This is a genomic window from Christiangramia sp. OXR-203, from assembly GCF_034372165.1.
In the GTDB taxonomy this organism is placed as follows: domain Bacteria; phylum Bacteroidota; class Bacteroidia; order Flavobacteriales; family Flavobacteriaceae; genus Christiangramia.
In genome coordinates this window covers 877,358-899,834 of record NZ_CP139698.1, presented here as the reverse complement: position 1 = coordinate 899,834, position 22,477 = coordinate 877,358, and the positions used below count along the sequence as shown (strand labels likewise).

Sequence of the window (22,477 nt, the reverse complement as noted above, 5' to 3'; positions counted from 1 at the left end):
GGTAAAAACAGAATGTTATTCTTCAAGTTTAATATCCAAACCTAGACCTTTCAATTCGTGCATAAGTACGTTGAAAGATTCCGGCAATCCTGGTTCCGGCATTGGCTCACCCTTCACAATAGCCTCGTAAGTCTTAGCTCTTCCAATAACGTCATCAGACTTCACTGTTAGAATTTCTCTTAGAGTACTAGATGCTCCGTAAGCTTCAAGAGCCCAAACCTCCATCTCTCCAAATCTCTGACCACCAAATTGTGCCTTACCACCAAGCGGTTGCTGAGTAATAAGTGAGTATGGTCCAATAGAACGAGCATGCATTTTATCGTCGATCATATGACCAAGTTTAAGCATGTAGATCACACCAACAGTTGCACGCTGATCAAATCTTTCCCCGGTTCCACCATCATAAAGATAAGTATGACCATATCTAGGTATTCCGGCTTTGTCGGTTAGATCATTGATCTCTTCAATAGTAGCACCATCAAAAATTGGTGTTGCGTACTTCTTCCCGTTCTTCTGTCCAGCCCATCCAAGAACTGTTTCGTAGATCTGTCCAATGTTCATACGCGATGGTACCCCAAGCGGGTTCAACACGATGTCTACTGGTGTCCCGTCCTCAAGGAATGGCATATCTTCCTGACGAACGATTCTTGCAACAATACCTTTGTTACCGTGACGTCCTGCCATCTTATCCCCTACTTTAAGTTTACGCTTCTTAGCGATATAAACTTTAGCCAGTTTAAGAATTCCTGATGGAAGTTCATCTCCAACAGATATGGTAAATTTCTCTCTTCTAAGGTTACCCTGAAGATCGTTCTCCTTGATTTTATAATTATGTAAAAGATCAGCTACAAGTTCATTAAGATGATCATCTGTAGTCCATGTACCCGTAGTTAAGTGAGCATAATCGTCTACAGCGTTAAGCATCTTAAGAGTGTACTTCTTACCTTTCGGCATTACTTCTTCACCAAGATCATTCTGTACTCCCTGAGCAGTCTTTCCACCAATAATAGCGAATAGCTTCTCAATAAGTTCAGCTTTTAAATTAGCGAATTTAGCATCATACTTTTTCTCTAATGCAGCAACATCTTCTTTATCCTGAGCTCTCTTACGTTTGTCCTTAATCGCTCTTGCGAACAATTTCTTATTGATAACAACACCACTTAGCGATGGAGAAGCTTTAAGAGAAGCATCTTTTACATCACCAGCTTTGTCACCAAAGATCGCACGTAATAATTTTTCTTCTGGAGTAGGATCACTTTCTCCTTTAGGAGTGATCTTACCAATAAGAATATCACCAGGCTTTACTTCAGCACCAACTCTAATCATTCCGTGCTCATCAAGGTCTTTAGTAGCCTCCTCAGAAACATTAGGAATATCATTAGTCAATTCTTCGTTACCCAGTTTTGTATCTCTAACTTCAAGAGAGTACTCATCAATATGGATAGAGGTGAAAATATCATCTCTTACCACTTTTTCTGAAATTACGATCGCATCCTCAAAGTTATAACCTTTCCAAGGCATGAAGGCAACCTTCATGTTTCTACCAAGTGCCAGCTCACCTTCTTCGGTTGCATAACCCTGGCAAAGAACCTGTCCTTTAGTAACTCTGTCCCCAACACTAACGATTGGTTTCAGGTTGATACAGGATCCCTGGTTAGTTTTACGGAATTTGATAAGATTGTAAGATTTTGAATCATCATCAAAACTTACCATTCTTGCTTCGTCCGTACGATCGTACTTGATCACAATTTTGTTTGCATCAACATACTCAACCTCTCCTTCACCTTCGGCATTTATCAATACACGAGAGTCTGTTGCAACCTGTCTTTCAAGTCCAGTTCCAACGATAGGAGAATCTGTTCTTAACAATGGTACAGCCTGACGCATCATGTTTGATCCCATCAACGCACGGTTGGCATCATCATGTTCCAAAAATGGAATTAGAGATGCAGATATGGAGGATATCTGGTTTGGTGCAACATCGGTATAGTGGATCTCATTTGGATCTACAACCGGGAAGTCACCTTCCATTCGTGCAATTACACGATCTGTATTTATAGTACCATCATCCTTTAAAGGAATGTTGGCCTGAGCAATCTTTTTACCTTCTTCCTCTTCAGCACTTAAATAAATAGGCTCTTCGGAAATATTTATCTTACCATCAGTAACACTTCTATATGGTGTCTCGATGAATCCCATTCCGTTTACTTTAGCATAAACCGAAAGTGATGAAATAAGACCAATGTTTGGACCCTCAGGAGTTTCAATCGGACAAAGTCTTCCGTAGTGAGTATAGTGAACATCACGTACCTCAAACCCTGCTCTTTCCCTTGATAAACCGCCTGGTCCTAATGCTGAAAGTCTACGCTTGTGCGTGATTTCTGCAAGAGGGTTCGTCTGGTCCATGAACTGAGATAACTGGTTTGTTCCAAAGAATGAGTTGATCACAGAAGATAATGTCTTCGCATTGATCAAATCGATTGGAGTAAACACCTCGTTATCACGAACGTTCATTCTCTCACGGATTGTCCTTGCCATACGTGCAAGACCAACACCGAACTGCTGAGATAACTGCTCACCTACAGTTCTAACACGACGGTTAGATAAGTGATCAATATCATCAATCTCAGCTTTAGAATTAATAAGCTCGATAAGATATTTTACGATGGTAATGATGTCTAATTTGGTAAGCACTTGCTTATCCATTTCAACTTCTAGACCAAGTTTTTTGTTCATTCTATATCTACCAACTTCTCCAAGGCTGTAACGCTGATCTGAGAAGAAAAGCTTGTCGATAATTCCACGAGCAGTTTCCTCATCTGGCGGCTCAGCATTACGTAGCTGACGGTAGATATGTTCTACTGCCTCTTTTTCAGAGTTAGTAGGATCCTTTTGTAATGTATTGTGAATGATCGCATAATCACCAGTCTGGTTATCCTCCTTGTGAAGTAGGATAGTTTTAGATCCGGTTTCAAGTATTTCTTCTATGTGATCTTTTTCAAGTTCAGTATCACGGTCAAGAACAATTTCGTTACGCTCGATAGAAACAACTTCACCAGTATCTTCATCTACGAAATCTTCGTACCATGTATTAAGTACTCTAGCCGCTAATTTACGACCAAGGTATTTTTTTAGTCCTGTTTTAGACACCTTCACTTCTTCCGCAAGGTCGAAGATCTCAAGAATATCCTTATCGCGCTCAAATCCAATTGCACGGAAAAGAGTTGTTACAGGTAATTTTTTCTTACGATCAATATAAGCGTACATAACGCTATTGATATCGGTCGCAAATTCTATCCATGATCCTTTGAAAGGAATTACACGAGCAGAATAAAGTTTTGTTCCATTTGCATGGAAAGATTGTCCAAAGAAAACCCCTGGAGAACGGTGTAGCTGAGAAACTACTACTCGTTCAGCACCGTTAATGCAGAAAGTTCCACTAGGTGTCATATATGGGATAGTTCCCAAGTATACGTCCTGTACGATTGTTTCAAAATCTTCGTGTTCAGGGTCGGTACAGTATAACTTAAGTCTAGCCTTAAGTGGTACACTGTAGGTCAATCCACGTTCGATACATTCCTGTATGGAGTATCTTGGTGGGTCCACAAAATAATCTAAGAATTCTAGTACAAATTGATTACGGGTGTCCGTAATGGGGAAGTTTTCTAGGAAGGTGTTGTAAAGACCTTCATTTCCCCGCGCTTCTGATTTTGTCTCTAATTGAAAGAAGTCCTGAAAAGACTTAATCTGCAGATCCAGAAAGTCCGGATAAGCAGGCTTGTTCTTAACAGAAGAGAAACTCAATCTTTCAGTTTGCTTTGCTAACATCAATGGACGGGATTATAATTTATTATATAAAAAATAGTGCGCTTGTTAAACGTTGAGTTCTATATACGCAAAATGGTTTAGACCTCCAGGAGTAATTCCTGAGGTCTAAACCTAAATAATATTGCTTGTGCTAAGCTTATTTAAGCTCAACCTCAGCTCCTGCTTCTTCTAATTGTGATTTTAGAGCTTCTGCTTCGTCTTTAGCTACTCCTTCTTTTACTGGAGCTGGAGCACCATCTACTAATGCTTTAGCGTCTTTAAGACCAAGACCTGTGAGTTCTTTTACAAGTTTAACTACAGCAAGCTTAGACCCACCTGGAGCTGTAAGAATTACGTCGAATTCTGTTTGCTCTTCAGCTTCTTCACCACCAGCAGCAGCACCACCAGCAACAGCTACAGCAGCAGCTGCAGGCTCGATACCGTATTCTTCTTTCAAAATATCAGCTAACTCGTTTACTTCTTTTACAGTAAGGTTAACTAGTTGTTCTGCGAAATCTTTTAAATCTGCCATTTTCTATCGTTTTTAAAAAGTTCTTTAATTATAATTGTTAAAAAGTGCGTACTATATTATCCTTCCTTTTCTGAAAGGGTCTTAAGGATTCCTGCGATCTTTCCACCACCTGATTTAAGTGCAGAAACAACATTTTTAGCAGGAGACTGAAGTAATCCAATGATATCCCCGATAACTTCTTCTTTAGACTTGATGTTAACCAATGTCTCAAGATAATCATCACCTACGTAGATAGCTTCTTCAACAAAAGCACCTTTAAGTAGAGGCTTATCAGATTTCTTTCTGAAATCCTTAATTACTTTCGCTGGAGCATTTCCAGTTTCCGAAAGCAAAATTGATGTGTTACCTTTTAAAACTGTAGGAAGTTCTCCGAAATCTTTATCGGATGCCTCCATAGCTTTAGCAAGCAACGTATTTTTAACTACCGATAACTTAACGTCTGCTTTGAAACAAGCTCTACGTAAGTTAGAAGTACTTCCAGCGTCAAGGCCAGAAATGTCAGCTAAATAGATAGTTTGGAATCCGGCTAGCTGGGCAGTTAAGTCTTCTATAACTTGTGATTTTTCTTCTCTTGTCATAATCGTAAATTATTGCTCAGTAAACCTTTTAGTATCTATCTCTACACTCGGGCTCATGGTACTAGTCATATAAATACTCTTTATATAAAGACCTTTAGATGCCTGAGGCTTCAATTTTACCAGCGTAGTTAATAATTCTCTTGCATTACCTGCGATCTTCTCAGCATCGAAAGACGCTTTTCCAATTGCAGCGTGTACAATTCCTGTTTTGTCAACTTTAAAGTCGATCTTACCGGCCTTCACATCAGATACTGCCTTAGCAATATCCATAGTTACTGTACCGGTCTTTGGGTTAGGCATAAGCCCTCTTGGTCCAAGGACACGTCCTAGTGGTCCAAGTTTCCCCATAACGCTAGGCATAGTGATGATCACATCAACATCTGTCCAACCACCTTTGATTTTTTCAAGGTATTCATCTAATCCAACGAAATCTGCACCAGCTTCTTTTGCTTCTTCTTCCTTATCTGGAGTGACAAGCGCAAGAACTTTAACGTCCTTACCTGTTCCATGCGGAAGAGTTACAACACCTCTAACCATTTGGTTAGCTTTACGTGGATCTACGTTTAAACGAACTGCAAGATCTACAGAAGGATCGAAATTTGCGTTGGTAACATCTTTTATCAAAGCAGACGCTTCAGCAACCGTGTACGTTTTACCGTTCTCGATTTTTCCCTGAGCTTCTTTTTGCTTTTTAGTTAATTTTGCCATTTTCTAATTTCTTTTTGGATTAAAACGGTGCTTCACCTTTTACAGTTATTCCCATCGAACGAGCTGTTCCGGCAACCATTTTCATTGCAGATTCTACAGTAAATGCGTTAAGATCCTGCATTTTGTCTTCTGCAATCGCTTTAACCTGATCCCAAGAAACACTAGCTACTTTTTTTCTGTTCGGCTCACCTGAACCTTTTTTAGTCTTTGCCGCTTCCATCAATTGCACTGCTGCAGGTGGTGTTTTGATCACAAAATCAAAAGACTTATCCTTATAAACAGTAATTGCTACTGGAAGTACCTTTCCTTGCTTATCCTGAGTTCTACCATTGAATTGCTTACAGAATTCCATGATGTTCACTCCGGCAGCACCTAAAGCAGGTCCAACTGGTGGTGATGGGTTAGCAGCACCTCCGCGAACTTGTAGTTTTACAACTTTACTTACTTCTTTTGCCATTTTTCAAATTTTTAAATGATAGTTTATTGAGTGGAAGCTGAAAAAACTATCAAAAAATATATGTAACAGTAATTTTTTATACTTTCTCTACTTGCATATAACTTAACTCTAATGGTGTTTTTCTTCCGAAAATCTTAACCATCACCTCAAGCTTACGCTTTTCTTCGTTGATCTTTTCAACAGTTCCATTGAAACCATTAAACGGACCATCGATAACTTTGATTGTTTCTCCTATTGTGAATGGAATTGCAACATTATCTGTCTTCACAGATAGCTCATCTACCTTTCCTAGCATTCTATTCACTTCAGATTTCCTAAGTGGCACCGGGTCTCCCCCTTTAGTTTCACCTAGAAAACCAATAACGCCATTAATTCCTTTGATAATGTGAGGAATCTCACCGCTGATATTAGCTTGAATCATTACATAACCAGGAAAATAAACTCTTTCTTTGTTTACTTTTTTCCCGTTACGAATTTGTATTACTTTTTCAGTAGGCACAAGAACCTGGTCCACGAAATCTTCAAGACCCATATGAGCAATTTCTTTCTCTATATAGTCCTTAACTTTATTTTCCTGTCCACTTACAGCGCGAACCACATACCACTTTTTCTCCTTTGCTTCAGCCATTACTCTTTTGTTTTAAGATTTAACCCATTCGAAGTATTGCTCAATCGCTCCACTAAAAAGCGTATCAACACCCCAAATTGCCAATGAAAAAACAATCGAGAATACAGCAACAATCACTGTTAGCCTCTGAGCTTCAGACCAGCTTGTCCAGGTAACGTGGTTTTTTAACTCGTTATATGATTCTGAAATGTAATTAACAAATCCTGCCATGTTCTAAAAAAATATTTGCACGGGTTGAGAGGCTCGAACTCCCGACACCTGGTTTTGGAGACCAGTGCTCTACCAACTGAGCTAAACCCGTAAATATAAGTGAAGGTACCCCGCTTGTCACGGGATACCTTTTTATATATAGAAAATTCTTAGTCTAGAATTTCAGTTACCTGTCCAGCACCTACAGTTCTACCACCTTCACGAATTGCGAAACGTAGACCAGTATTCATTGCGATTGGCTGAATAAGCTCAACAGTAATTGTAAGGTTATCACCTGGCATTACCATTTCTACACCATCAGGAAGATTGATTGTTCCAGTTACATCAGTTGTACGTACGTAGAACTGTGGACGGTAGTTGTTATGGAATGGAGTGTGACGTCCACCTTCTTCTTTCTTAAGGATATAAACTTCAGCTTTGAATTTAGCGTGTGGAGTTACAGATCCTGGCTTAGTAATTACCATACCTCTAGAGATCTGAGACTTCTCAATACCTCTTAGTAGGATACCTACGTTATCACCAGCTTCACCTCTATCAAGAATCTTACGGAACATTTCAACTCCAGTAATAGTAGAAGTAAGTTTTCCAGCTCCCATACCAATGATCTCTACAGGATCTCCAGTGTTTGCAACACCAGTTTCGATACGTCCAGTCGCTACTGTACCACGACCTGTAATAGAGAACACATCTTCGATAGGCATCAAGAAAGGCTTATCAACATCACGTTCTGGAAGTTCAATCCAGTTATCAACTGCTTCCATAAGATCAAGAACAGTCTTAGACCATTTCTCATCTCCTTCTAGTGCTCCAAGCGCAGAACCTGAAATTACAGGACCATTATCACCATCGTACTCGTAGAAAGAAAGAAGATCTCTTACTTCCATTTCAACTAACTCAAGAAGCTCCTCATCATCTACAAGGTCAACTTTATTTAAGAATACAACGATTCTTGGAATACCTACCTGGCGTCCAAGAAGGATGTGCTCACGAGTTTGAGGCATAGGACCATCAGTCGCAGCCACAACAAGAATAGCACCGTCCATTTGAGCAGCACCAGTTACCATGTTCTTTACGTAATCGGCGTGACCAGGACAGTCAACGTGAGCGTAGTGACGGTTAGCTGTTGAGTACTCAACGTGAGAAGAGTTAATTGTAATACCTCTTTCTTTTTCTTCAGGAGCGTTGTCAATTTGATCAAACGCACTAGCTTCTGAATATCCAGCATCAGCCATTACTTTAGTAATAGCTGCAGTTAAAGTAGTTTTTCCGTGATCTACGTGTCCAATTGTACCAATATTTAGGTGCGGTTTGGAACGATCGTAAGTTTCCTTTGCCATAATTAATACTTATTTAATCTTAGTTATATATTAGTGTTCAATTTTATACAAAACTAGAGCCAACGACGGGAATTGAACCCGTGACCTCTTCCTTACCAAGGAAACGCTCTACCCCTGAGCTACGTCGGCCAGACAATTGACTGTTTTAAACAGCGATATCCATAAACCTATCAGGCTTATGGAAAAGATCAGGCTCGAGGTACTTCAGTCATTTTAACCCTTAAAGAGCAAACCGATAAAAGTCGGTTATAGTGACCGGATAAATCCTGATTCAATTAAATTTAGAGCGGGAGACCGGGTTCGAACCGGCGACATTCAGCTTGGAAGGCTGACGCTCTACCAACTGAGCTACTCCCGCATTACATATATTTAAAGGATTATCAAATAAATTTGATGATCCGTAAGGGTGACCCCTTACTAAGCTTTTTATTCAATCGCTTTAGAAAATGAATTTTCTACGCGATCTTCATAAAAAGCTTTGTGGGGAGAGCAGGATTCGAACCTGCGAAGACGTAGTCAGCAGATTTACAGTCTGCCCTCGTTGGCCGCTTGAGTATCTCCCCAAAAATTACCACTATTTCATAGAACCATTACTGAAACAGCTTAGCTTACAATGGTTTTTTTAACGGCTGCAAATTAAAGTAATTTTACAGCACCATCCAAAGCATTTTTTAAAATTTCTGTCAAATATTTTACAAGCTATTCATCAACAATGATTTAAACTTGAAAGTTCTTCAGAAACTTCGGTGTTTTCAGTATTTCAAGAGCCGATGGAGGGACTCGAACCCACGACCTGCTGATTACAAATCAGCTGCTCTAGCCAGCTGAGCTACATCGGCCTTTTATGCTTAAAATTCCGCATAAAAAAGTCCGCTATTTCTAACGGACTGCAAATGTATATAAATTATTTCTTTATCAAAACATTATTAGAAAAAAAATCTCCTAAACATGAGTACTCATTTTTTCTTTTTTCTTGATGAGCTGCCTTTGTAATGAACTAACACATTCATCCACACAGGCTTCGAATTTATTACAGGTCTTTTTAACCATGAGCTCACCCCCTGGAATACTCAATAAGATTTCAGTTATTTTGTTATCCTTTCCACTGGTATTTTCAACTTTAAAAAATACATCCGCATGGATAATTTTATCAAAATAATTTTCCAGTTTATCTAGTTTTTTCTGAGTGAAGTCAATTAGCTTTGGATCAGCATTAAAGTTCACAGACTGCAGATTCATTTTCATAATCAGGTTGAATTTAATTAAACAAATAAAGAGCGGTTAGTTATTATTGTTCCTGGGATGAGCACTCTTATGAATCTTACTCAATTCAGCAATACTATTATGCGTGTAAACTTGCGTAGATGCCAGACTTGAATGTCCCAGCAATTCTTTTACAGCATTCATATTTGCTCCCTGGTTCAATAAATGCGTGGCAAAAGTGTGACGCAGTATATGCGGACTCTTCTTTACCTTACCAGACACCTTACTAAAATAATTATTTATAATTCTATAAACAAGGCTTTCATAGCTTTTGTGTCCCTTCGCCGTAACGAACAAGTAAGGGCAATCTCGCAATAATGGGCTTGAGCGCTTGATTGTCAAATATCGTTCTGCCGTGTGAACCACCTGTTGCAGTAACGGTATATATCGCTCCTTATTTCTTTTTCCCAGGACTTTTAGCATATTACTCCCTAAATCAAGATCCTGCTCTTTTATGTTGATCAATTCTGCCCTTCTTATACCTGTAGAGTAAAATAGCTCGATTATCAATTTATCTCTCAGCCCTTCAAAAGTATCATCATTAAAATCTTCCAGTACAGCGACCACTTCTTTTTCAGAGAACGGAACCTGGATTTTCTTTGAAGCTTTTAAAGATCGATGTTTTGCGAGTGGAGAACTTTCTATCGCCGAAGTTTTCAGAAGAAATTTATAGTAGGCTTTGAGAGAAGACATTTTGCGATTGATACTCTGGTTTGAAATACCAGAATCTGAAAGTTCCACAATCCAGTTTCGAATCTGGTTGTATGCTATTTTCTCAATCTTATCTTCGGAAAATTCCTGGTTGATAAATTTCTGAAATTGTGTAAGATCTGCCCTATATGCCCTGATCGTAGTTTCGGCATAATTTTTTTCTAACTGAAGATACTCAAGAAAGGATTTAAAAGGCATAAAAAAACTGTTGATAGTCAAAGTTAGTAAACTTTAAACTAGCAACAGTTCTTATAATTTTAAGCTTTGCAAAAGCCTGGATATCTCTAGATATCTTCTGCGTCTCTCAAATGCTGGATGTACTCCGCTTTTTGAATCTGAGCTCTACGCTCTACAGATGGCTTCGTAAAATGCTGGCGGCTTCTTAGCTGGCGCATAGTTCCTGTCTTGTCGAACTTTCGCTTGAAACGCTTAAGAGCTCTATCTATATTTTCTCCGTCTTTAACTGGTATAATTAACATAGTGTCATAACCTCCTCTCTTTTGGAATCGGCTGCAAAGATAAATCATTTATTTCAACCTCCAATGTTTTAGCGATTTATTTCAGTATGAATATGATCTACGCCTATTTTACCTAACTTCCGTCGATAATGAATATCTCATGAAAAAACTTACAACATCAATAGTATTCGGTTTAGCATGCAGTTTTAGCAGTTTTGCCTTCCAGAATATGGATCAGGTAGAAATTAAAACGCAACAGATTACCGAAGAAGTGTACCTCTTAAAGGGTGCTGGCGGAAATATTGGCATACTTACAGGACCGGATGGGGTGTTCATGATAGATGATCAATTCGCTGCACTATCAGATAAATTGATCACGGCTATTGCCAAAATTAGCGAACAGCCTGTTCGATTTCTGGTGAACACACATCATCATGGAGATCATACCGGTGGAAATGAAAACTTTGATGATCAGGGAGCGCTTATTCTAGCACATGAAAATGTTCGCGAGCGATTGAAAGAGAAAGCGACAGACAGTACTGCAGGCATTCCAGTTATTACCTTTAATGACCAGTTGAATCTGCATATAAATGCAAATGATGTGATGGTATTGCATGTACATAATGCTCATACAGATGGTGATGCGCTCGTATACCTACCTCAAAGCAATGTATTGCACACTGGAGATACTTTTTTCAATAGAATGTTTCCTTACATAGATTTGAGTAGCGGCGGTAGTGTAGATGGCGACATTGAGGCTGCGGAAAAGGGCTTGTCCATCATCAATGAGAACACACAAATAATTCCCGGGCATGGTAACCTGGCAACCTATAAGGATTATTTAAACTATTTGGCTATGCTGAAAAGCATCAGGGAAAGTGTTCTCCAGAAGATTGATCAGGGGGCTACTGAAGAGGAAGTCGCACTTAATGAATCGCTAACTTATCAATTTTATACAGATAAAGAAGCCAGTGAATTTTTTATTGACGGAGAAAAGATCAGGAGAACCTTTTATAAGAGTTTAATAAAATAGCCCCGGAAATTCCAGGGCTATTTTCCTAAATTTCAGTAATTCGCTTACTTAGCAGCTGCTTATAATCCTTCTTTTCTATTACGATTTTCGGACGAAGAATGAATTTTCACAAGAATGCTATTTAGCTGCAGGCATATATTCTTTCTCATCAATTACCATTTTTGCGCGAAAAATGAATTTTCGCAAAAATGCTATTTAGCTGCAGGCTTGTATTCCTTCTTATCAATTACCATTTTTGCGATAATCTCTTTTAGAATTTCAGAAGTTCCACCGCCAATTGGTCCCAACCTACTGTCACGAAACATTCTTGCCATTGGGTAATCTTCCATATATCCATATCCACCTAGCATTTGCAAGCATTTATACATTACCTCATCTGAAATTTTAGTCGCAAGCAGTTTAGACATACTAGCCTCTTTTACTACATATTCTCCATCATTCAAACGTTGAGTCGTGGCATAGTTAAATTCTTTGATCACCTCAACTTCACTCACCATTTCAGCAATGGTATGTCTCAAAGCCTGAAATTTATCCAGCGAACGCCCAAAAGCTTCCCGCTCCTGCATATAACCCATCGTGTATTTTAGTGCAAATTCTGAGCGTGCGTGCGCATTTACACCCATGATCAAACGCTCCAGAGCGAAATGTTGCATGATGTAATTGAAGCCCATTCCCTCTTCACCAAGTAAATTTTCAACAGGTACTTTCACATTGTCAAATGCAAGTTCTGCAGTATCTGATGCTCTCCAGCCTAGTTTATTCAGTTTATTTGCTGAAATTCCTGCAAACTCTTTATCCAATAGGAACATACTCATTCCTTTATTCCCTTTTTCAGGATCTGTTTTAGCAGCTACCACATAAAAATCTGCATATACTCCATTGGTGATGAAAGTCTTTGAACCATTGATCACATAATGATCCCCCTTCTTAACAGCCGTAGTTTTCATACCAGCAACATCAGATCCTCCGAATGGTTCTGAAATTCCAAGACAACCAATCATTTCACCTTCAATTGCAGGCGTAAGGTATTTCTCTTTGAGTTCATGACTGGCTTCCACTTTTAAGTGCGTCATAGCAAGATAAGCATGCGCCCACATAGCTGCTGCAAAACCACCTGAATTTACTTTCTGAAGTTCCTCAAGAAATATAATCGTATAGAAAAGGTCTAAAGCCATTCCTCCGTACTCTTCCGGTTGATGAAGACCGAAATAACCCATTTCTCCAAACTTCTTCCATATAAACCTTTCAATGGTACCGGTTTCTTCCCATTTATCTACGTGAGGTACTACTTCTTTCTGAAGAAATTCCTGGAAACTCTTCCTGAAAAGTTCATGTTCCTCTGTAAAATATCTACTCATTTTTATATATTTTTTCCCGGCTAAAAGGCCGTATTAGCAATTATTATATTTACAATTTCAGATCGATTTTCTAACAAAAATCACTGTACTGACAAATATAATTTAATTCTGTCGATTTTATCGGAAGGAAACCCACTGATTTTTGTCAATTCTTCAAAAGACCGAATCCCTTCATTGATGGTTCTATAATTTATAATTTTCCTGGCTAGAGCCGGGTTAAAATAAGGCAATTCTGCCAGTGCAGCTTCTGTGATAGAATTTATATTCTGGAGGATTATCTGTGGTTTATTGATAACCTGGAACTTCTCATTAATTCTGGCGATCACCTCAGGACTTAGTCCGTACACATCCTTCAATTGTTCTTCGGAAAGAAAACCGCCAATACTGTTTCTGTATTTTACGATCCTTTCTGAAAGTTTTTCACCAATGCCATTTACCACCTGAAGATCTTCAGCTGAGACAGTATTAAGGTCGGCGATCGAAATATCAACAGCCGTTCCTATTACGGGTTTCTGAAGCTTCCAGGAGTTCTTCACCCAGTCGGGAAACCGAAAAGAAGGTTTTATTATAGTCATCAAACTATCACTTACTCCGGTCACCGCCTGGAATTCTTCAGCAGAGTTAATCCATTTATTGGTAGCACGGTACTTCAATAATTTATCGATCTCTTCTACGCTCAATCCTATTTGATATGCTTCGAAATCTGACAAATAATTTGGATTGAAAGGGTAGATGGTATCCTTCACTATAGGCTTCAGCTTACGGATAGAATCCAGCTGATTCTGGAAATTCTGAAGTTTTTCATCATTAACAGGCTCGCTATCTTTAGAGATATAATCAATTCCGAAGAGAATCAATTGCAGGATAATTATAACCAGTACCAAAACAAAAATCCCATTCTGCTGACTTCTTGAAAGCGCAAAATGGGATTTTAAAAATTTCATATTAGAGAGAGCCTATGCGGCTGGCTCTTCAGTTTTATGGAACAACTCTCCGGCCTTAAGCTTCCTTGAGTAATCCTTAAGATCCTTACTAACCTCGCCAATCATAATATAAAGACCTATAATATTAGGGAAGGACATGGCCAGGATCATCATATCTGAGAAATCCAGCACTGCTCCTAAACTAACAGAGGCTCCAACTACCACGAAAATTAGAAATAAAACCTTATAAATAATTTCGTTCGTTTTACTTTTTCCAAACAGGTAAGTCCAGGCTCTCATTCCGTAGTAAGACCAGGAGATCATCGTGGAAAATGCGAATAAGAATACTGCTGTTGCCAGAACATATGGGAACCATGAAATAACACTTCCAAAAGCACTTGAAGTTAATTCTACACCTCCAACACCTTCTACTTCGTGCATCCCTGTAAAGATCAATACTAAAGCAGTTAGCGTACAAACTACTACGGTATCAATAAATGGCTCTAACAGAGCCACAAAACCTTCAGAAGGCGGGTGATTCGTTTTCGCTGCACTATGCGCAATCGCTGCAGAACCAACACCAGCCTCATTAGAGAAAGCTGCACGCTGGAATCCTACGATTAGAACACCAATAACTCCACCTTTTAAAGCACTCGGATTAAAAGCTCCATCCCAGATTGCAGTAAATGCAGGACCAATATTTTCAATATTTACACCTATTACAACTAATGCACCCAGCACATAAACTGCTGCCATGATTGGAACGATCTTACCAGTTACCTTAGCAATACTGCTAATACCACCAATAATTACAATACCTACCAGTACTGCTACAACTATCCCAAAGATAAATCCGTTTCCTTCCAGCATTGGAAATTCTCCAGCAAGAATAGAGAAAGACTGGTTAGCCTGGAACATGTTTCCACCACCAAAAGATGCACCGATCGCAAGTATCGCGAAAAACGCGGCAAGGAATTTACCAAGACCTCTTTTGTTTCTTTTTTCGAGTCCATATCTCAAGTAGTTCATTGGACCACCAAAAACACGACCATCAGCATTTATAAATCTATATTTCACACCTAGAGTACATTCCACAAATTTGGAAGACATTCCAAGAAGTCCCGCAAGGATCATCCACATCGTCGCACCGGCACCTCCTAATGAGATCGCCACTGCCACACCAGCAATGTTACCAAGACCTACAGTACCAGAAACGGCAGTAGCCAGTGCCTGGAAGTGAGTTACCTGTCCAGGAGCGTTTGGATCGTCATATTTACCCTTAGCTAATTGTAAAGAGTGTTTAAAACCTCTAATATTAATAAAACCTAACCTGATCGTGAAGAACAATGCTCCCAGTACAAGCCAAACCACAATAAATGGGATGTTTTTAGTTTGAGGGTCTCCATTTGGATGAAGAAGCGCTACCGGCTCATCATATATAATGCTACCAAAATACTGAGCTCCCTGCTCAATAACATGTTGCTTATTTTCCGAGTTGTAGATTACTTCACCTTCCGCTTGAAACTGATCTAGTGTACCATCAGCGTTCGCAAGCACTTCGATGCTTTCACCATTCTTGGTAACAACCGCAATAGGATCTCCTTCATTCACATGCTCGCCATCTTCGACCAGCCATTCTTCAAGAACAAATTTAGCATCTTCAGAAGCACTCCAGGTTGGAGCTTCAATTCTTTTTATATCAGCATAAATAACAGGATCGTAAACTCCCATAGCCGTAAATGGATCCCAAAAAAGTACGCTTCCCATACTGGCTACAATAGGAGAAAAAGTTCCGTTGAAGTGTTCGGTAATTGCTTCTGCCTCTACCTGGTACTCACCTTCAAATTTGTTTCCAGCAGCATCAGTAACTACTACAGTATATGGAACACCTTCTGTAAGACCAGCGGTCTTATTAGATTCCAGGCTGGTTCCCTGGTTGGACCATTTATACTGGTAAGGAGGAGTCCCTCCTGTTACATCCAGTTCAATGAATCCATTATTTATTACTTTGGAGGGGTTTCCTACCTGGGCTTTTACGTCTAGTTCCTGTGCAGATAGTCCTACAATCGAAAATAAAAAGAACATTGAAAGCAAATACTTTCTCATATGGAAATTTGGTTATTTATAATGAAGTTAAATTTTCAGCGCGTGAATATGCTAAAAAATTGGGCTAAAACAAACTTTTGGGAGTTAAATTGTGAATGTCATGTTAAAGAAAACTAGATGTTTATTAAAATATGAGTCCGATTTCTAAACCGAATAATACTTTTTTAAATACTCAATTTGATCAGGCCTGCCAATCATAATCAACTTAGAATCACGCTCGATACGTTGAGATGGTTCCGGGTTTACCACATAGGTTCCAGACGGTGATTTATAGCCAATAACAGAGCAACCGGTTTTTTTTCGAATATCGGTTTCAGAAATTGACCTTTCCACTCCATCTGTGCAAATTTTAGAAAATGAGATCTGTTCTACATTAATACTGTCCTGCTCTCCAGAAACAGAAAGATTATCCAGAAATTCGACCAGATCTGGAACCACTACAAGGGAAGCCATATGACTCCCCCCTATTCTATCGGGCATAATGACGTTATCTGCACCGGCCAGTTTCAACTTTTTATAACTGTTTTCTTCCGTAGCCCTGCTAATAATCTTCAGATCCTTTTTTAACTGTCTTGCTGAAAGTACGATGAACAGGTTATCTGCATCCCTGGGAAGAGCACAGATCAAAGTGGATGCTCTTTCCACACCAGCAAGGCTAAGCACCTCATCTTCGGTAGCATTTCCTACAATATAATTCAGTCTGTCATTTTCCAGATTCTGAAAGACTTCCTCATGATCATCTATGATAACAAAATCCTTTCGATAGTCCAGTAATTTCTGAACTGCCTGTTTCCCGTTCTGACCGTAACCGCAAACAATGATATGATCGTTCAGGGAGTCTATCCTCTTCTTCATTTTATTACGTTTTAGATTACCAATATTGTTCTTATTCAGAATATGTTCTGTGATCGTAGAGAGACCGAAACCAAAGATGAACAGTCCGGAAATAATAAAAAAGGAAGTAAATAACTTTCCGTAGGCCCCCCATAGGCTGGACTTCCCCATATCCTACAGTACTTACGGTAATGATGGTCATATAGAGCGCATCAATCCATGTATAATCATATAAGAACCTGAAACCAACGATTCCGGTAACGAACACCATAATAATCAAGACTACGGCCAGCCTGATCCTGGAATCTATCAATTGTCTCATAAATCAAATACAGAGGTTCTCTTCGTGTAGATTAGGTCTTTAAGTTTGAGCCAGAAAGCAAGGATCAGGTATACAATAAAACCTGCACCCATGGTAAAAAAGCTTGCATATATAAAGAACAACCGAACATTCTTTGCGCGAATTCCCATCTTATCTGCCATCCTGGTGGATACGTAGAATCCGTGCTTTTCAAGGTAATGTCTCATATTTGATACCATGCCTGCCATATTACAAATTTAAACGTATTTAACAGATTTTCTCAATAATCTAGCGCCTAATTCACACTGCAAACATCTACCCTTACTACAATAATTCTTCTTGAGCTCAAGCGCCGCCTGCGATTCCAGTGCATTCCTGACTGTACCCTGTCTTAAATTATTGAACATATTCACTATCGAGTTCTTTTCGGCTTTTAGGCTTGTTACTATTTCATAGAGACTGGACGCTGGTTCTCCGGAACTTTTTGAGAATGCGAATTTCAATGGGATTACAAAATTGATCAACAATAGTTCTAAAAAAGAGTTGCTCAACTTTTTTGATCTAGATTTATGGGATTTATCGAAATTGTAGTGAGTCTTCCAGTAAACAGAAACTTCAATAGTAAAAAGGGATCTTATTTCATTCAAATCTTTCGCAGCAATAATATCTGAAAAGAATGATGGTCGCTGAGCATACAAACTAGCGAGCTGGGCCAACCTGATTGTAGGAAAGTTATCTGGTCTTAATCTGAAAAATTCTGGTTTAGAATCGATCAAAGGTATACAGAACTTATGTTGTAGAAACTGGAATTCTGTCAGTAGTTCTTCTGAATACTGATCTGCTCCATGGATCAAATTAGAATACCCCATAAATAGTGCTTCGAGGGAAAACTGATCTCTTCCTAATTTTGCAACTAGAGAATAGTCCAGATTTTCTGCCAGGTTTGAAAAATAATCGCCATTGATATTTAAACCGAAAGCTCGAAAGATTAGGATCATGCAGGCTGTATTCCAATCATTGTTGGAACGTTGTAATACTTCAAATATCAGTTCTGATTTTCTTTCAAGTCTTTCAAAATATAGTCTTTCGAGCCAATGTTCGATCTCAAAAGTGGAAAATTCAGAAAAACTGTCTTCACAATTGATACTATTATGACGACTTTCCAGCAGGTGCCGGTAATTTGAGATCAGCGAAAAAGCTATAATATTTTTCAATTCTAATACTGGTATAAGGCTACCATCTCTTCGGAAGATGTTCTCATCGTGTTCCCATACCACATGCAGGATCACATTTTCGTAGGCAGGATCTGTTTCATGGTGATGTAGGTACCAGTCTGATGACTTTAGATGCATTTCAACATTGCCAGCCCATTTGATTCCTGAGATTATTAAGTGAGCATTGAAGAAATCCGGGCCGGATAAGTCGTTTTGAGAACCTGTCGAAATGATTTGTAAAGATTCTCCTTCCGAAGTTCTAAGACATTCGGAATCAAATTTCTGAAACTTCCAGAGATAATAAAGAAAGTCTTCCTTCACTCTCCGAATTTATCAAATTATTCATTTGAAAATGAAGTGCTAAAAAATTTAATTAGGCAATTTTTCTGCTACCTGAGACACAAATGATTCTACCCAAAGTTGATACTGTAAAGCACTTGGATGCAAACCATCACTTGCTACCAATTCAGGGTTGCTACTATCTCTTGAAATTGGGGTAATGTTATAGAACACTACTCCAAATTCATCTGCAACTCTTTTAAAAACCTGGTTGAACCTGTCGATTTCAGCACTTATTTTCTCCTGGTTTGAAGATCCAAAAGGTGTATAACCATAATCCGGAATACTTACGGCAAAAACTCCTTTTTCCAGAGTTTTAGAATGATTGATCGCGCGCCTGAAGATCTGGCGCAGTTCTTCCTCGTATTCTGTAATAAGCTTTCCCTGATACTGGTTGTTAACCCCAATCAAAATAGAAACCAGGTCAAAATCGCGTTGCACTTCCAGGTTCTGGTCCATTCCCCGCAATAGATCTGAAGTCGTCCATCCCGTTTTTGCAATGATCATAGGCGCCGCCATCTCATAATTTCTATTTCGAAGTTGCTCCGTTAATTGTACCGGCCATCTATCAGTTTCCCGAACGCTCTCCCCTATTGTATATGAATCACCGAGTGCCAAGTAGGTATATTTTGGATTATCTGGAGTTTCGTTGCTGGTAGTATCCATGGTAGCATTGCAGGATACCATGAGTATTGCTAAAAGTAAAAAGTATAGATTTTTCATAAGTTCAATTTCAGCAATGAAAATACTTTATATAAATTTATTCTGAAATAGAATTCAGTATAATTCTGAAGACTCAAGTTTTCATAAAGCTTCATTAATTGGAATGGCTGGATGACCAGTTTTTTTATCTTAGAATTCAATTAACAGATCAATTGATTTTCAGCAGTACAGTTCACACAACTGAACAATTCGATCAAAGAGCAGTACAACATGGAGAAAAATCCGAAGAAAACTAAACTAAAATCCAGTCGAAGACCCGGAGAATACAAACGGAAGTCAGCCCCGGAACCTGCTGAGGAACATAAAAATCCTATTGTACGCTTCCTTGCCAAAACCGGGTACACGGTCTGGCTCATTGTACTTGGAATAGGTATTGTAATTGCCTTCATAGTATCTGTTGCGCTCCTATGAGATTACTGAACATCATTTTTATACTATTCCTCCTGATATTTATACTTTTTGAAGCTCTGAAATTAAATGGAGTGACCTTCCCAGTATGGACTACATCATACCTCAATGACTTTTTATGCATGCCTATCATTCTGACTATATGTCTGAAAACGGTGCATTACCTCACTAAGGATAGATTGATCAAAATAAGTATTGCTCAAGCGCTCACACTTACTTTTTTCTATGCCATTTATTTTGAATTAATACTTCCGCAGTTCGTAGATAGATATACTGCAGATCTTATTGATGTTCTGCTCTATTTTATTGGAGCCATTCTATTTCTCTTTCTGCAAACCTCTGATGATTTGAAACAAAAAACTCTTCCGTAGAAGGAAGAGTTTTTATAGATCTTTCAGTAAAAACCTTATCAGGCATCTCTGAATTTAGGATTGATAAATAATTCTCCATTTTTGAGTCGCTCCCAGTAGATCTCCATATCTGCCCTGACTTCTTCAGACATGATATATAATCCAATAATATTAGGGAATGACATCGCGAGAATCATCATATCTGAGAAGCTCAATACTGCTCCAAGACTTACTGATGCTCCTACAACTACAAATATCAGGAATAAGACTTTGTAGATAATTTCAGATTTCTTGCTTTGCCCGAATAAATAGGTCCAGGATCGCATCCCGTAATAAGACCAGGAAACCATCGTGGAAAATGCAAATAAGAAAACCGCAAGTGCCAGGATTGCCGGGAACCAGGAAATAACACTTCCAAAAGCATCTGAAGTCAATTCAACACCTTTCATTCCACCGCCTACTTCATGCATTCCGGTAAAAATAAGCACCAATGCTGTCATAGTACACACGACCATGGTGTCGATAAAAGGTTCCACTAATGAAGTAAATCCATCTGCAATAGGATTATTGGTTTTGGTAGCACTATGCGCGATAGCTGCTGAACCAACCCCGGCTTCACTGGAAAATGCTGCTCTTTGCAGACCAACAATTAAAACCCCGATAAAACCACCTTTTAAAGCATCTGCCGAAAAGGCTCCGTTATAAATTGCTGAAAATGCTGCACCAATATTTTCAATATTCACCCCGATCACAACCGCGCAACCAAGGATATAGATAATCGCCATAACAGGTACTACTTTTCCAGTGACCCGGGCAATACTATTGATTCCCCCAAGGATCACCGCTCCAACCAGGATGGCAAATCCAACCCCAAATAAGAATCCCTGACCTTCCAGCAAAGGTAATTGCTCAGAAACTATTTTAAATGCCTGGTTAGACTGTATCATATTACCACCGCCAAAAGAAGCTCCAACTCCTAATATTGCAAAGAGACTGGCAAGGAATTTCCCAAGACCTTTCATATTTCTTTTCTCAAGACCGTAACGAAGATAATTCATAGGTCCACCAAAGATTCTACCGTCTTCATTGATCTCCCTGTATTTAACTCCTAATGTACATTCGGTAAATTTTAGAGACATCGCGAAAAATCCGGCACAAAACATCCAGAAGGTTGCCCCTGCTCCACCAAGTGAAATTGCAACGGCAACACCAGCAATATTTCCAAGACCAACGGTTGCAGAAACTGCTGTGGCCATTGCCTGGAAATGCGTAATTCTACCCGGAGCATCAGGATCGTCGTATTTCCCTTTGGCCAATTGAATAGAATGAGAAAAACCACGAATATTTACGAAACCAAGTCTTATAGTAAAGAATATACTTCCGAGTATAAGCCAGATCACTATAAAAGGAATGGAGTTGGTAATCACATCACCATTGGGATGATGCAAAGGCTGTGGCTCATCAAATTCAATTTTGGCGATCATATGAGCATTTTGCTCAATAACATCATCCTGATCATTCGGGTCGAAAATCTCGTTGCCTTCCAGAACGAGGTAGTTCATCGTACCATCAACTTCGGAAAAGATCTCTTTCTCCTCCCCAGATTCACTTTCTATAATAGCAATTTTATCACCTGCTTCTACCGCGCCACCATCTTCAACCAACCATTGCTTTAAACTGAAGGTTTTACTAGTTGTGGCATCCCAGTTTGGGATTGGTATCTCTCTATCATTGGTATAAACAACCGGGTCGTAGATCCCAACTGCAGCAAATGGATCCCAGAATAATATTCCACCCAGAAAATCTACTGCCGGCTGCACTTTACTGTTAACGACTTCTGTGATCGCTTCAGCAGGTATTTTAAACTTTTTGGTAACACTTACTCCGTTTGCATCGGTCACTGTTACCGATTCTTCCTGACCTTCAGTGATACCTGTAGATTTATTAGATTGAAGGGAAGTGCTTTGCTTTGTCCATTTGTAAGTGTAAGGAGCTTTCCCTCCTTCAACATTCACCATGGTAACACCATCATTGATCTCCCTGGTAGGATTGTTTAGATCTAAAGTCACTTTAAGATCTGATTCTTTCCTTTCATCATCCTGCGCATTTATGGAAAGCGACAGCATAAAGAATAAACTGGTTAAAAACCACGCATTCTTAGTCATATAAAAAATCAATTAGTTCCTACATTCTATAACT

22 protein-coding genes and 5 tRNA genes are annotated in these 22,477 nt (G+C 39.1%); 2 read left to right on the top strand and 25 right to left on the bottom strand.

What is annotated here, in order from left to right; genetic code table 11:
- Positions 1–15: 15 nt before the first annotated feature.
- The 16 genes from rpoB to rpsU all read right to left on the bottom strand — a co-directional run bounded on the left by rpoB (position 16) and on the right by rpsU (position 10,710).
- Positions 16–3,828: a DNA-directed RNA polymerase subunit beta gene (gene rpoB / locus T8I65_RS04185; RefSeq protein WP_141879179.1), complete on the bottom strand. Its 3,813-nt coding sequence runs from the start codon at positions 3,826–3,828 to the stop codon at positions 16–18.
- A 136-nt stretch (positions 3,829–3,964) separates the two neighbouring features.
- The gene (rplL, locus tag T8I65_RS04180; RefSeq protein ID WP_141877091.1) at positions 3,965–4,339 is read right to left on the bottom strand and encodes a 50S ribosomal protein L7/L12; all 375 of its coding nucleotides are present in this window, start codon (positions 4,337–4,339) and stop codon (positions 3,965–3,967) included.
- A 56-nt stretch (positions 4,340–4,395) separates the two neighbouring features.
- Complete coding sequence (rplJ, locus tag T8I65_RS04175) at positions 4,396–4,917, bottom strand: 50S ribosomal protein L10 (RefSeq protein WP_141877090.1); 522 nt, start codon at positions 4,915–4,917, stop codon at positions 4,396–4,398.
- A 9-nt stretch (positions 4,918–4,926) separates the two neighbouring features.
- Positions 4,927–5,625, bottom strand: coding sequence for a 50S ribosomal protein L1 (gene rplA, locus T8I65_RS04170; RefSeq protein WP_141877089.1), 699 nt, complete (start codon positions 5,623–5,625; stop codon positions 4,927–4,929).
- A gap of 19 nt (positions 5,626–5,644) precedes the next feature.
- Positions 5,645–6,082, bottom strand: a complete 438-nt coding sequence (gene rplK, locus T8I65_RS04165; RefSeq protein ID WP_026915414.1) for a 50S ribosomal protein L11 — start codon at positions 6,080–6,082, stop codon at positions 5,645–5,647.
- Between the two features lie 76 nt (positions 6,083–6,158).
- Positions 6,159–6,710: a transcription termination/antitermination protein NusG gene (gene nusG, locus T8I65_RS04160; protein WP_141877088.1), complete on the bottom strand. Its 552-nt coding sequence runs from the start codon at positions 6,708–6,710 to the stop codon at positions 6,159–6,161.
- 12 nt (positions 6,711–6,722) lie between these two features.
- Positions 6,723–6,920, bottom strand: a complete 198-nt coding sequence (gene secE / locus T8I65_RS04155; protein ID WP_026915412.1) for a preprotein translocase subunit SecE — start codon at positions 6,918–6,920, stop codon at positions 6,723–6,725.
- Positions 6,921–6,938: 18 nt separating this feature from the next.
- Positions 6,939–7,011, bottom strand: a tRNA-Trp gene (locus T8I65_RS04150).
- Between the two features lie 58 nt (positions 7,012–7,069).
- Positions 7,070–8,257: an elongation factor Tu gene (gene tuf / locus T8I65_RS04145; RefSeq protein ID WP_322302161.1), complete on the bottom strand. Its 1,188-nt coding sequence runs from the start codon at positions 8,255–8,257 to the stop codon at positions 7,070–7,072.
- A gap of 57 nt (positions 8,258–8,314) precedes the next feature.
- A tRNA-Thr gene (locus tag T8I65_RS04140) sits at positions 8,315–8,386 on the bottom strand.
- Positions 8,387–8,542: 156 nt separating this feature from the next.
- Positions 8,543–8,615: transfer RNA gene (locus tag T8I65_RS04135), tRNA-Gly, on the bottom strand.
- Between the two features lie 123 nt (positions 8,616–8,738).
- Positions 8,739–8,820: transfer RNA gene (locus T8I65_RS04130), tRNA-Tyr, on the bottom strand.
- Positions 8,821–9,022: 202 nt separating this feature from the next.
- Positions 9,023–9,096, bottom strand: a tRNA-Thr gene (locus T8I65_RS04125).
- Between the two features lie 103 nt (positions 9,097–9,199).
- Complete coding sequence (hpf, locus tag T8I65_RS04120; protein WP_141877086.1) at positions 9,200–9,502, bottom strand: ribosome hibernation-promoting factor, HPF/YfiA family; 303 nt, start codon at positions 9,500–9,502, stop codon at positions 9,200–9,202.
- A gap of 36 nt (positions 9,503–9,538) precedes the next feature.
- A complete protein-coding gene (locus T8I65_RS04115) occupies positions 9,539–10,429 on the bottom strand; it encodes a tyrosine-type recombinase/integrase (RefSeq protein ID WP_322302160.1) in 891 nt (296 codons plus the stop codon).
- Between the two features lie 86 nt (positions 10,430–10,515).
- Positions 10,516–10,710, bottom strand: coding sequence for a 30S ribosomal protein S21 (gene rpsU, locus T8I65_RS04110; RefSeq protein WP_026915408.1), 195 nt, complete (start codon positions 10,708–10,710; stop codon positions 10,516–10,518).
- A 139-nt stretch (positions 10,711–10,849) separates the two neighbouring features.
- On the opposite strand from rpsU, the gene T8I65_RS04105 reads away from it, so the two are divergent.
- On the top strand, positions 10,850–11,722 hold the full coding sequence (locus T8I65_RS04105; protein ID WP_322302159.1) for an MBL fold metallo-hydrolase: 873 nt from the start codon (positions 10,850–10,852) through the stop codon (positions 11,720–11,722).
- Between the two features lie 191 nt (positions 11,723–11,913).
- On the opposite strand, the gene T8I65_RS04100 is transcribed toward T8I65_RS04105, so the two are convergent.
- The 8 genes from T8I65_RS04100 to T8I65_RS04065 form a co-directional block, all read right to left on the bottom strand.
- Positions 11,914–13,080, bottom strand: coding sequence for an acyl-CoA dehydrogenase family protein (locus T8I65_RS04100; protein ID WP_322302158.1), 1,167 nt, complete (start codon positions 13,078–13,080; stop codon positions 11,914–11,916).
- Positions 13,081–13,160: 80 nt separating this feature from the next.
- The gene (locus tag T8I65_RS04095) at positions 13,161–14,024 is read right to left on the bottom strand and encodes a helix-hairpin-helix domain-containing protein (protein ID WP_322302157.1); all 864 of its coding nucleotides are present in this window, start codon (positions 14,022–14,024) and stop codon (positions 13,161–13,163) included.
- A 12-nt stretch (positions 14,025–14,036) separates the two neighbouring features.
- Positions 14,037–16,109 (bottom strand): amino acid carrier protein, encoded by a 2,073-nt coding sequence (locus tag T8I65_RS04090; protein WP_322302156.1) that lies wholly within the window; start codon positions 16,107–16,109, stop codon positions 14,037–14,039.
- Between the two features lie 144 nt (positions 16,110–16,253).
- Positions 16,254–16,964, bottom strand: a complete 711-nt coding sequence (locus T8I65_RS04085; RefSeq protein ID WP_322302155.1) for an NAD-binding protein — start codon at positions 16,962–16,964, stop codon at positions 16,254–16,256.
- Between the two features lie 31 nt (positions 16,965–16,995).
- Positions 16,996–17,265 (bottom strand): ion channel, encoded by a 270-nt coding sequence (locus tag T8I65_RS04080; RefSeq protein ID WP_322302154.1) that lies wholly within the window; start codon positions 17,263–17,265, stop codon positions 16,996–16,998.
- Positions 17,262–17,471 (bottom strand): PspC domain-containing protein, encoded by a 210-nt coding sequence (locus T8I65_RS04075; protein WP_416173206.1) that lies wholly within the window; start codon positions 17,469–17,471, stop codon positions 17,262–17,264. The genes T8I65_RS04080 and T8I65_RS04075 overlap by 4 nt, the downstream gene beginning before the upstream one ends.
- Before the next feature lie 30 nt (positions 17,472–17,501).
- Positions 17,502–18,779: a DUF2851 family protein gene (locus tag T8I65_RS04070; RefSeq protein WP_322302153.1), complete on the bottom strand. Its 1,278-nt coding sequence runs from the start codon at positions 18,777–18,779 to the stop codon at positions 17,502–17,504.
- Between the two features lie 48 nt (positions 18,780–18,827).
- Positions 18,828–19,520: an SGNH/GDSL hydrolase family protein gene (locus T8I65_RS04065; protein ID WP_322302152.1), complete on the bottom strand. Its 693-nt coding sequence runs from the start codon at positions 19,518–19,520 to the stop codon at positions 18,828–18,830.
- A gap of 407 nt (positions 19,521–19,927) precedes the next feature.
- Between T8I65_RS04065 and T8I65_RS04060 the strand changes: the two genes are divergently transcribed.
- A complete protein-coding gene (locus T8I65_RS04060) occupies positions 19,928–20,299 on the top strand; it encodes a hypothetical protein (RefSeq protein ID WP_322302151.1) in 372 nt (123 codons plus the stop codon).
- Positions 20,300–20,337: 38 nt separating this feature from the next.
- On the opposite strand, the gene T8I65_RS04055 is transcribed toward T8I65_RS04060, so the two are convergent.
- Positions 20,338–22,443: an amino acid carrier protein gene (locus T8I65_RS04055; RefSeq protein ID WP_322302150.1), complete on the bottom strand. Its 2,106-nt coding sequence runs from the start codon at positions 22,441–22,443 to the stop codon at positions 20,338–20,340.
- Positions 22,444–22,477: the final 34 nt, after the last annotated feature.

What these genes read in the sequence shown, in the direction of transcription:
- T8I65_RS04085 (WP_322302155.1), bottom strand. Translation starts at nt 16,964, where the DNA reads ATGAAGAAGAGGATAGACTCCCTGAACGATCATATCATTGTTTGCGGT.
- secE (WP_026915412.1), bottom strand. Translation starts at nt 6,920, where the DNA reads ATGGCAGGATTTGTTAATTACATTTCAGAATCATATAACGAGTTAAAA.
- T8I65_RS04095 (WP_322302157.1), bottom strand. Translation starts at nt 14,024, where the DNA reads ATGAAATTTTTAAAATCCCATTTTGCGCTTTCAAGAAGTCAGCAGAAT.
- rplL (WP_141877091.1), bottom strand. Translation starts at nt 4,339, where the DNA reads ATGGCAGATTTAAAAGATTTCGCAGAACAACTAGTTAACCTTACTGTA.
- hpf (WP_141877086.1), bottom strand. Translation starts at nt 9,502, where the DNA reads ATGAAAATGAATCTGCAGTCTGTGAACTTTAATGCTGATCCAAAGCTA.
- T8I65_RS04065 (WP_322302152.1), bottom strand. Translation starts at nt 19,520, where the DNA reads ATGAAAAATCTATACTTTTTACTTTTAGCAATACTCATGGTATCCTGC.
- T8I65_RS04080 (WP_322302154.1), bottom strand. Translation starts at nt 17,265, where the DNA reads ATGAGACAATTGATAGATTCCAGGATCAGGCTGGCCGTAGTCTTGATT.
- nusG (WP_141877088.1), bottom strand. Translation starts at nt 6,710, where the DNA reads ATGGCTGAAGCAAAGGAGAAAAAGTGGTATGTGGTTCGCGCTGTAAGT.
- rpsU (WP_026915408.1), bottom strand. Translation starts at nt 10,710, where the DNA reads ATGTTAATTATACCAGTTAAAGACGGAGAAAATATAGATAGAGCTCTT.
- rpoB (WP_141879179.1), bottom strand. Translation starts at nt 3,828, where the DNA reads ATGTTAGCAAAGCAAACTGAAAGATTGAGTTTCTCTTCTGTTAAGAAC.
- rplJ (WP_141877090.1), bottom strand. Translation starts at nt 4,917, where the DNA reads ATGACAAGAGAAGAAAAATCACAAGTTATAGAAGACTTAACTGCCCAG.
- rplK (WP_026915414.1), bottom strand. Translation starts at nt 6,082, where the DNA reads ATGGCAAAAGAAGTAAGTAAAGTTGTAAAACTACAAGTTCGCGGAGGT.
- T8I65_RS04055 (WP_322302150.1), bottom strand. Translation starts at nt 22,443, where the DNA reads ATGACTAAGAATGCGTGGTTTTTAACCAGTTTATTCTTTATGCTGTCG.
- T8I65_RS04100 (WP_322302158.1), bottom strand. Translation starts at nt 13,080, where the DNA reads ATGAGTAGATATTTTACAGAGGAACATGAACTTTTCAGGAAGAGTTTC.
- T8I65_RS04060 (WP_322302151.1), top strand. Translation starts at nt 19,928, where the DNA reads ATGAGATTACTGAACATCATTTTTATACTATTCCTCCTGATATTTATA.
- T8I65_RS04090 (WP_322302156.1), bottom strand. Translation starts at nt 16,109, where the DNA reads ATGAGAAAGTATTTGCTTTCAATGTTCTTTTTATTTTCGATTGTAGGA.
- T8I65_RS04105 (WP_322302159.1), top strand. Translation starts at nt 10,850, where the DNA reads ATGAAAAAACTTACAACATCAATAGTATTCGGTTTAGCATGCAGTTTT.
- T8I65_RS04075 (WP_416173206.1), bottom strand. Translation starts at nt 17,471, where the DNA reads ATGAGACATTACCTTGAAAAGCACGGATTCTACGTATCCACCAGGATG.
- T8I65_RS04115 (WP_322302160.1), bottom strand. Translation starts at nt 10,429, where the DNA reads ATGCCTTTTAAATCCTTTCTTGAGTATCTTCAGTTAGAAAAAAATTAT.
- tuf (WP_322302161.1), bottom strand. Translation starts at nt 8,257, where the DNA reads ATGGCAAAGGAAACTTACGATCGTTCCAAACCGCACCTAAATATTGGT.
- rplA (WP_141877089.1), bottom strand. Translation starts at nt 5,625, where the DNA reads ATGGCAAAATTAACTAAAAAGCAAAAAGAAGCTCAGGGAAAAATCGAG.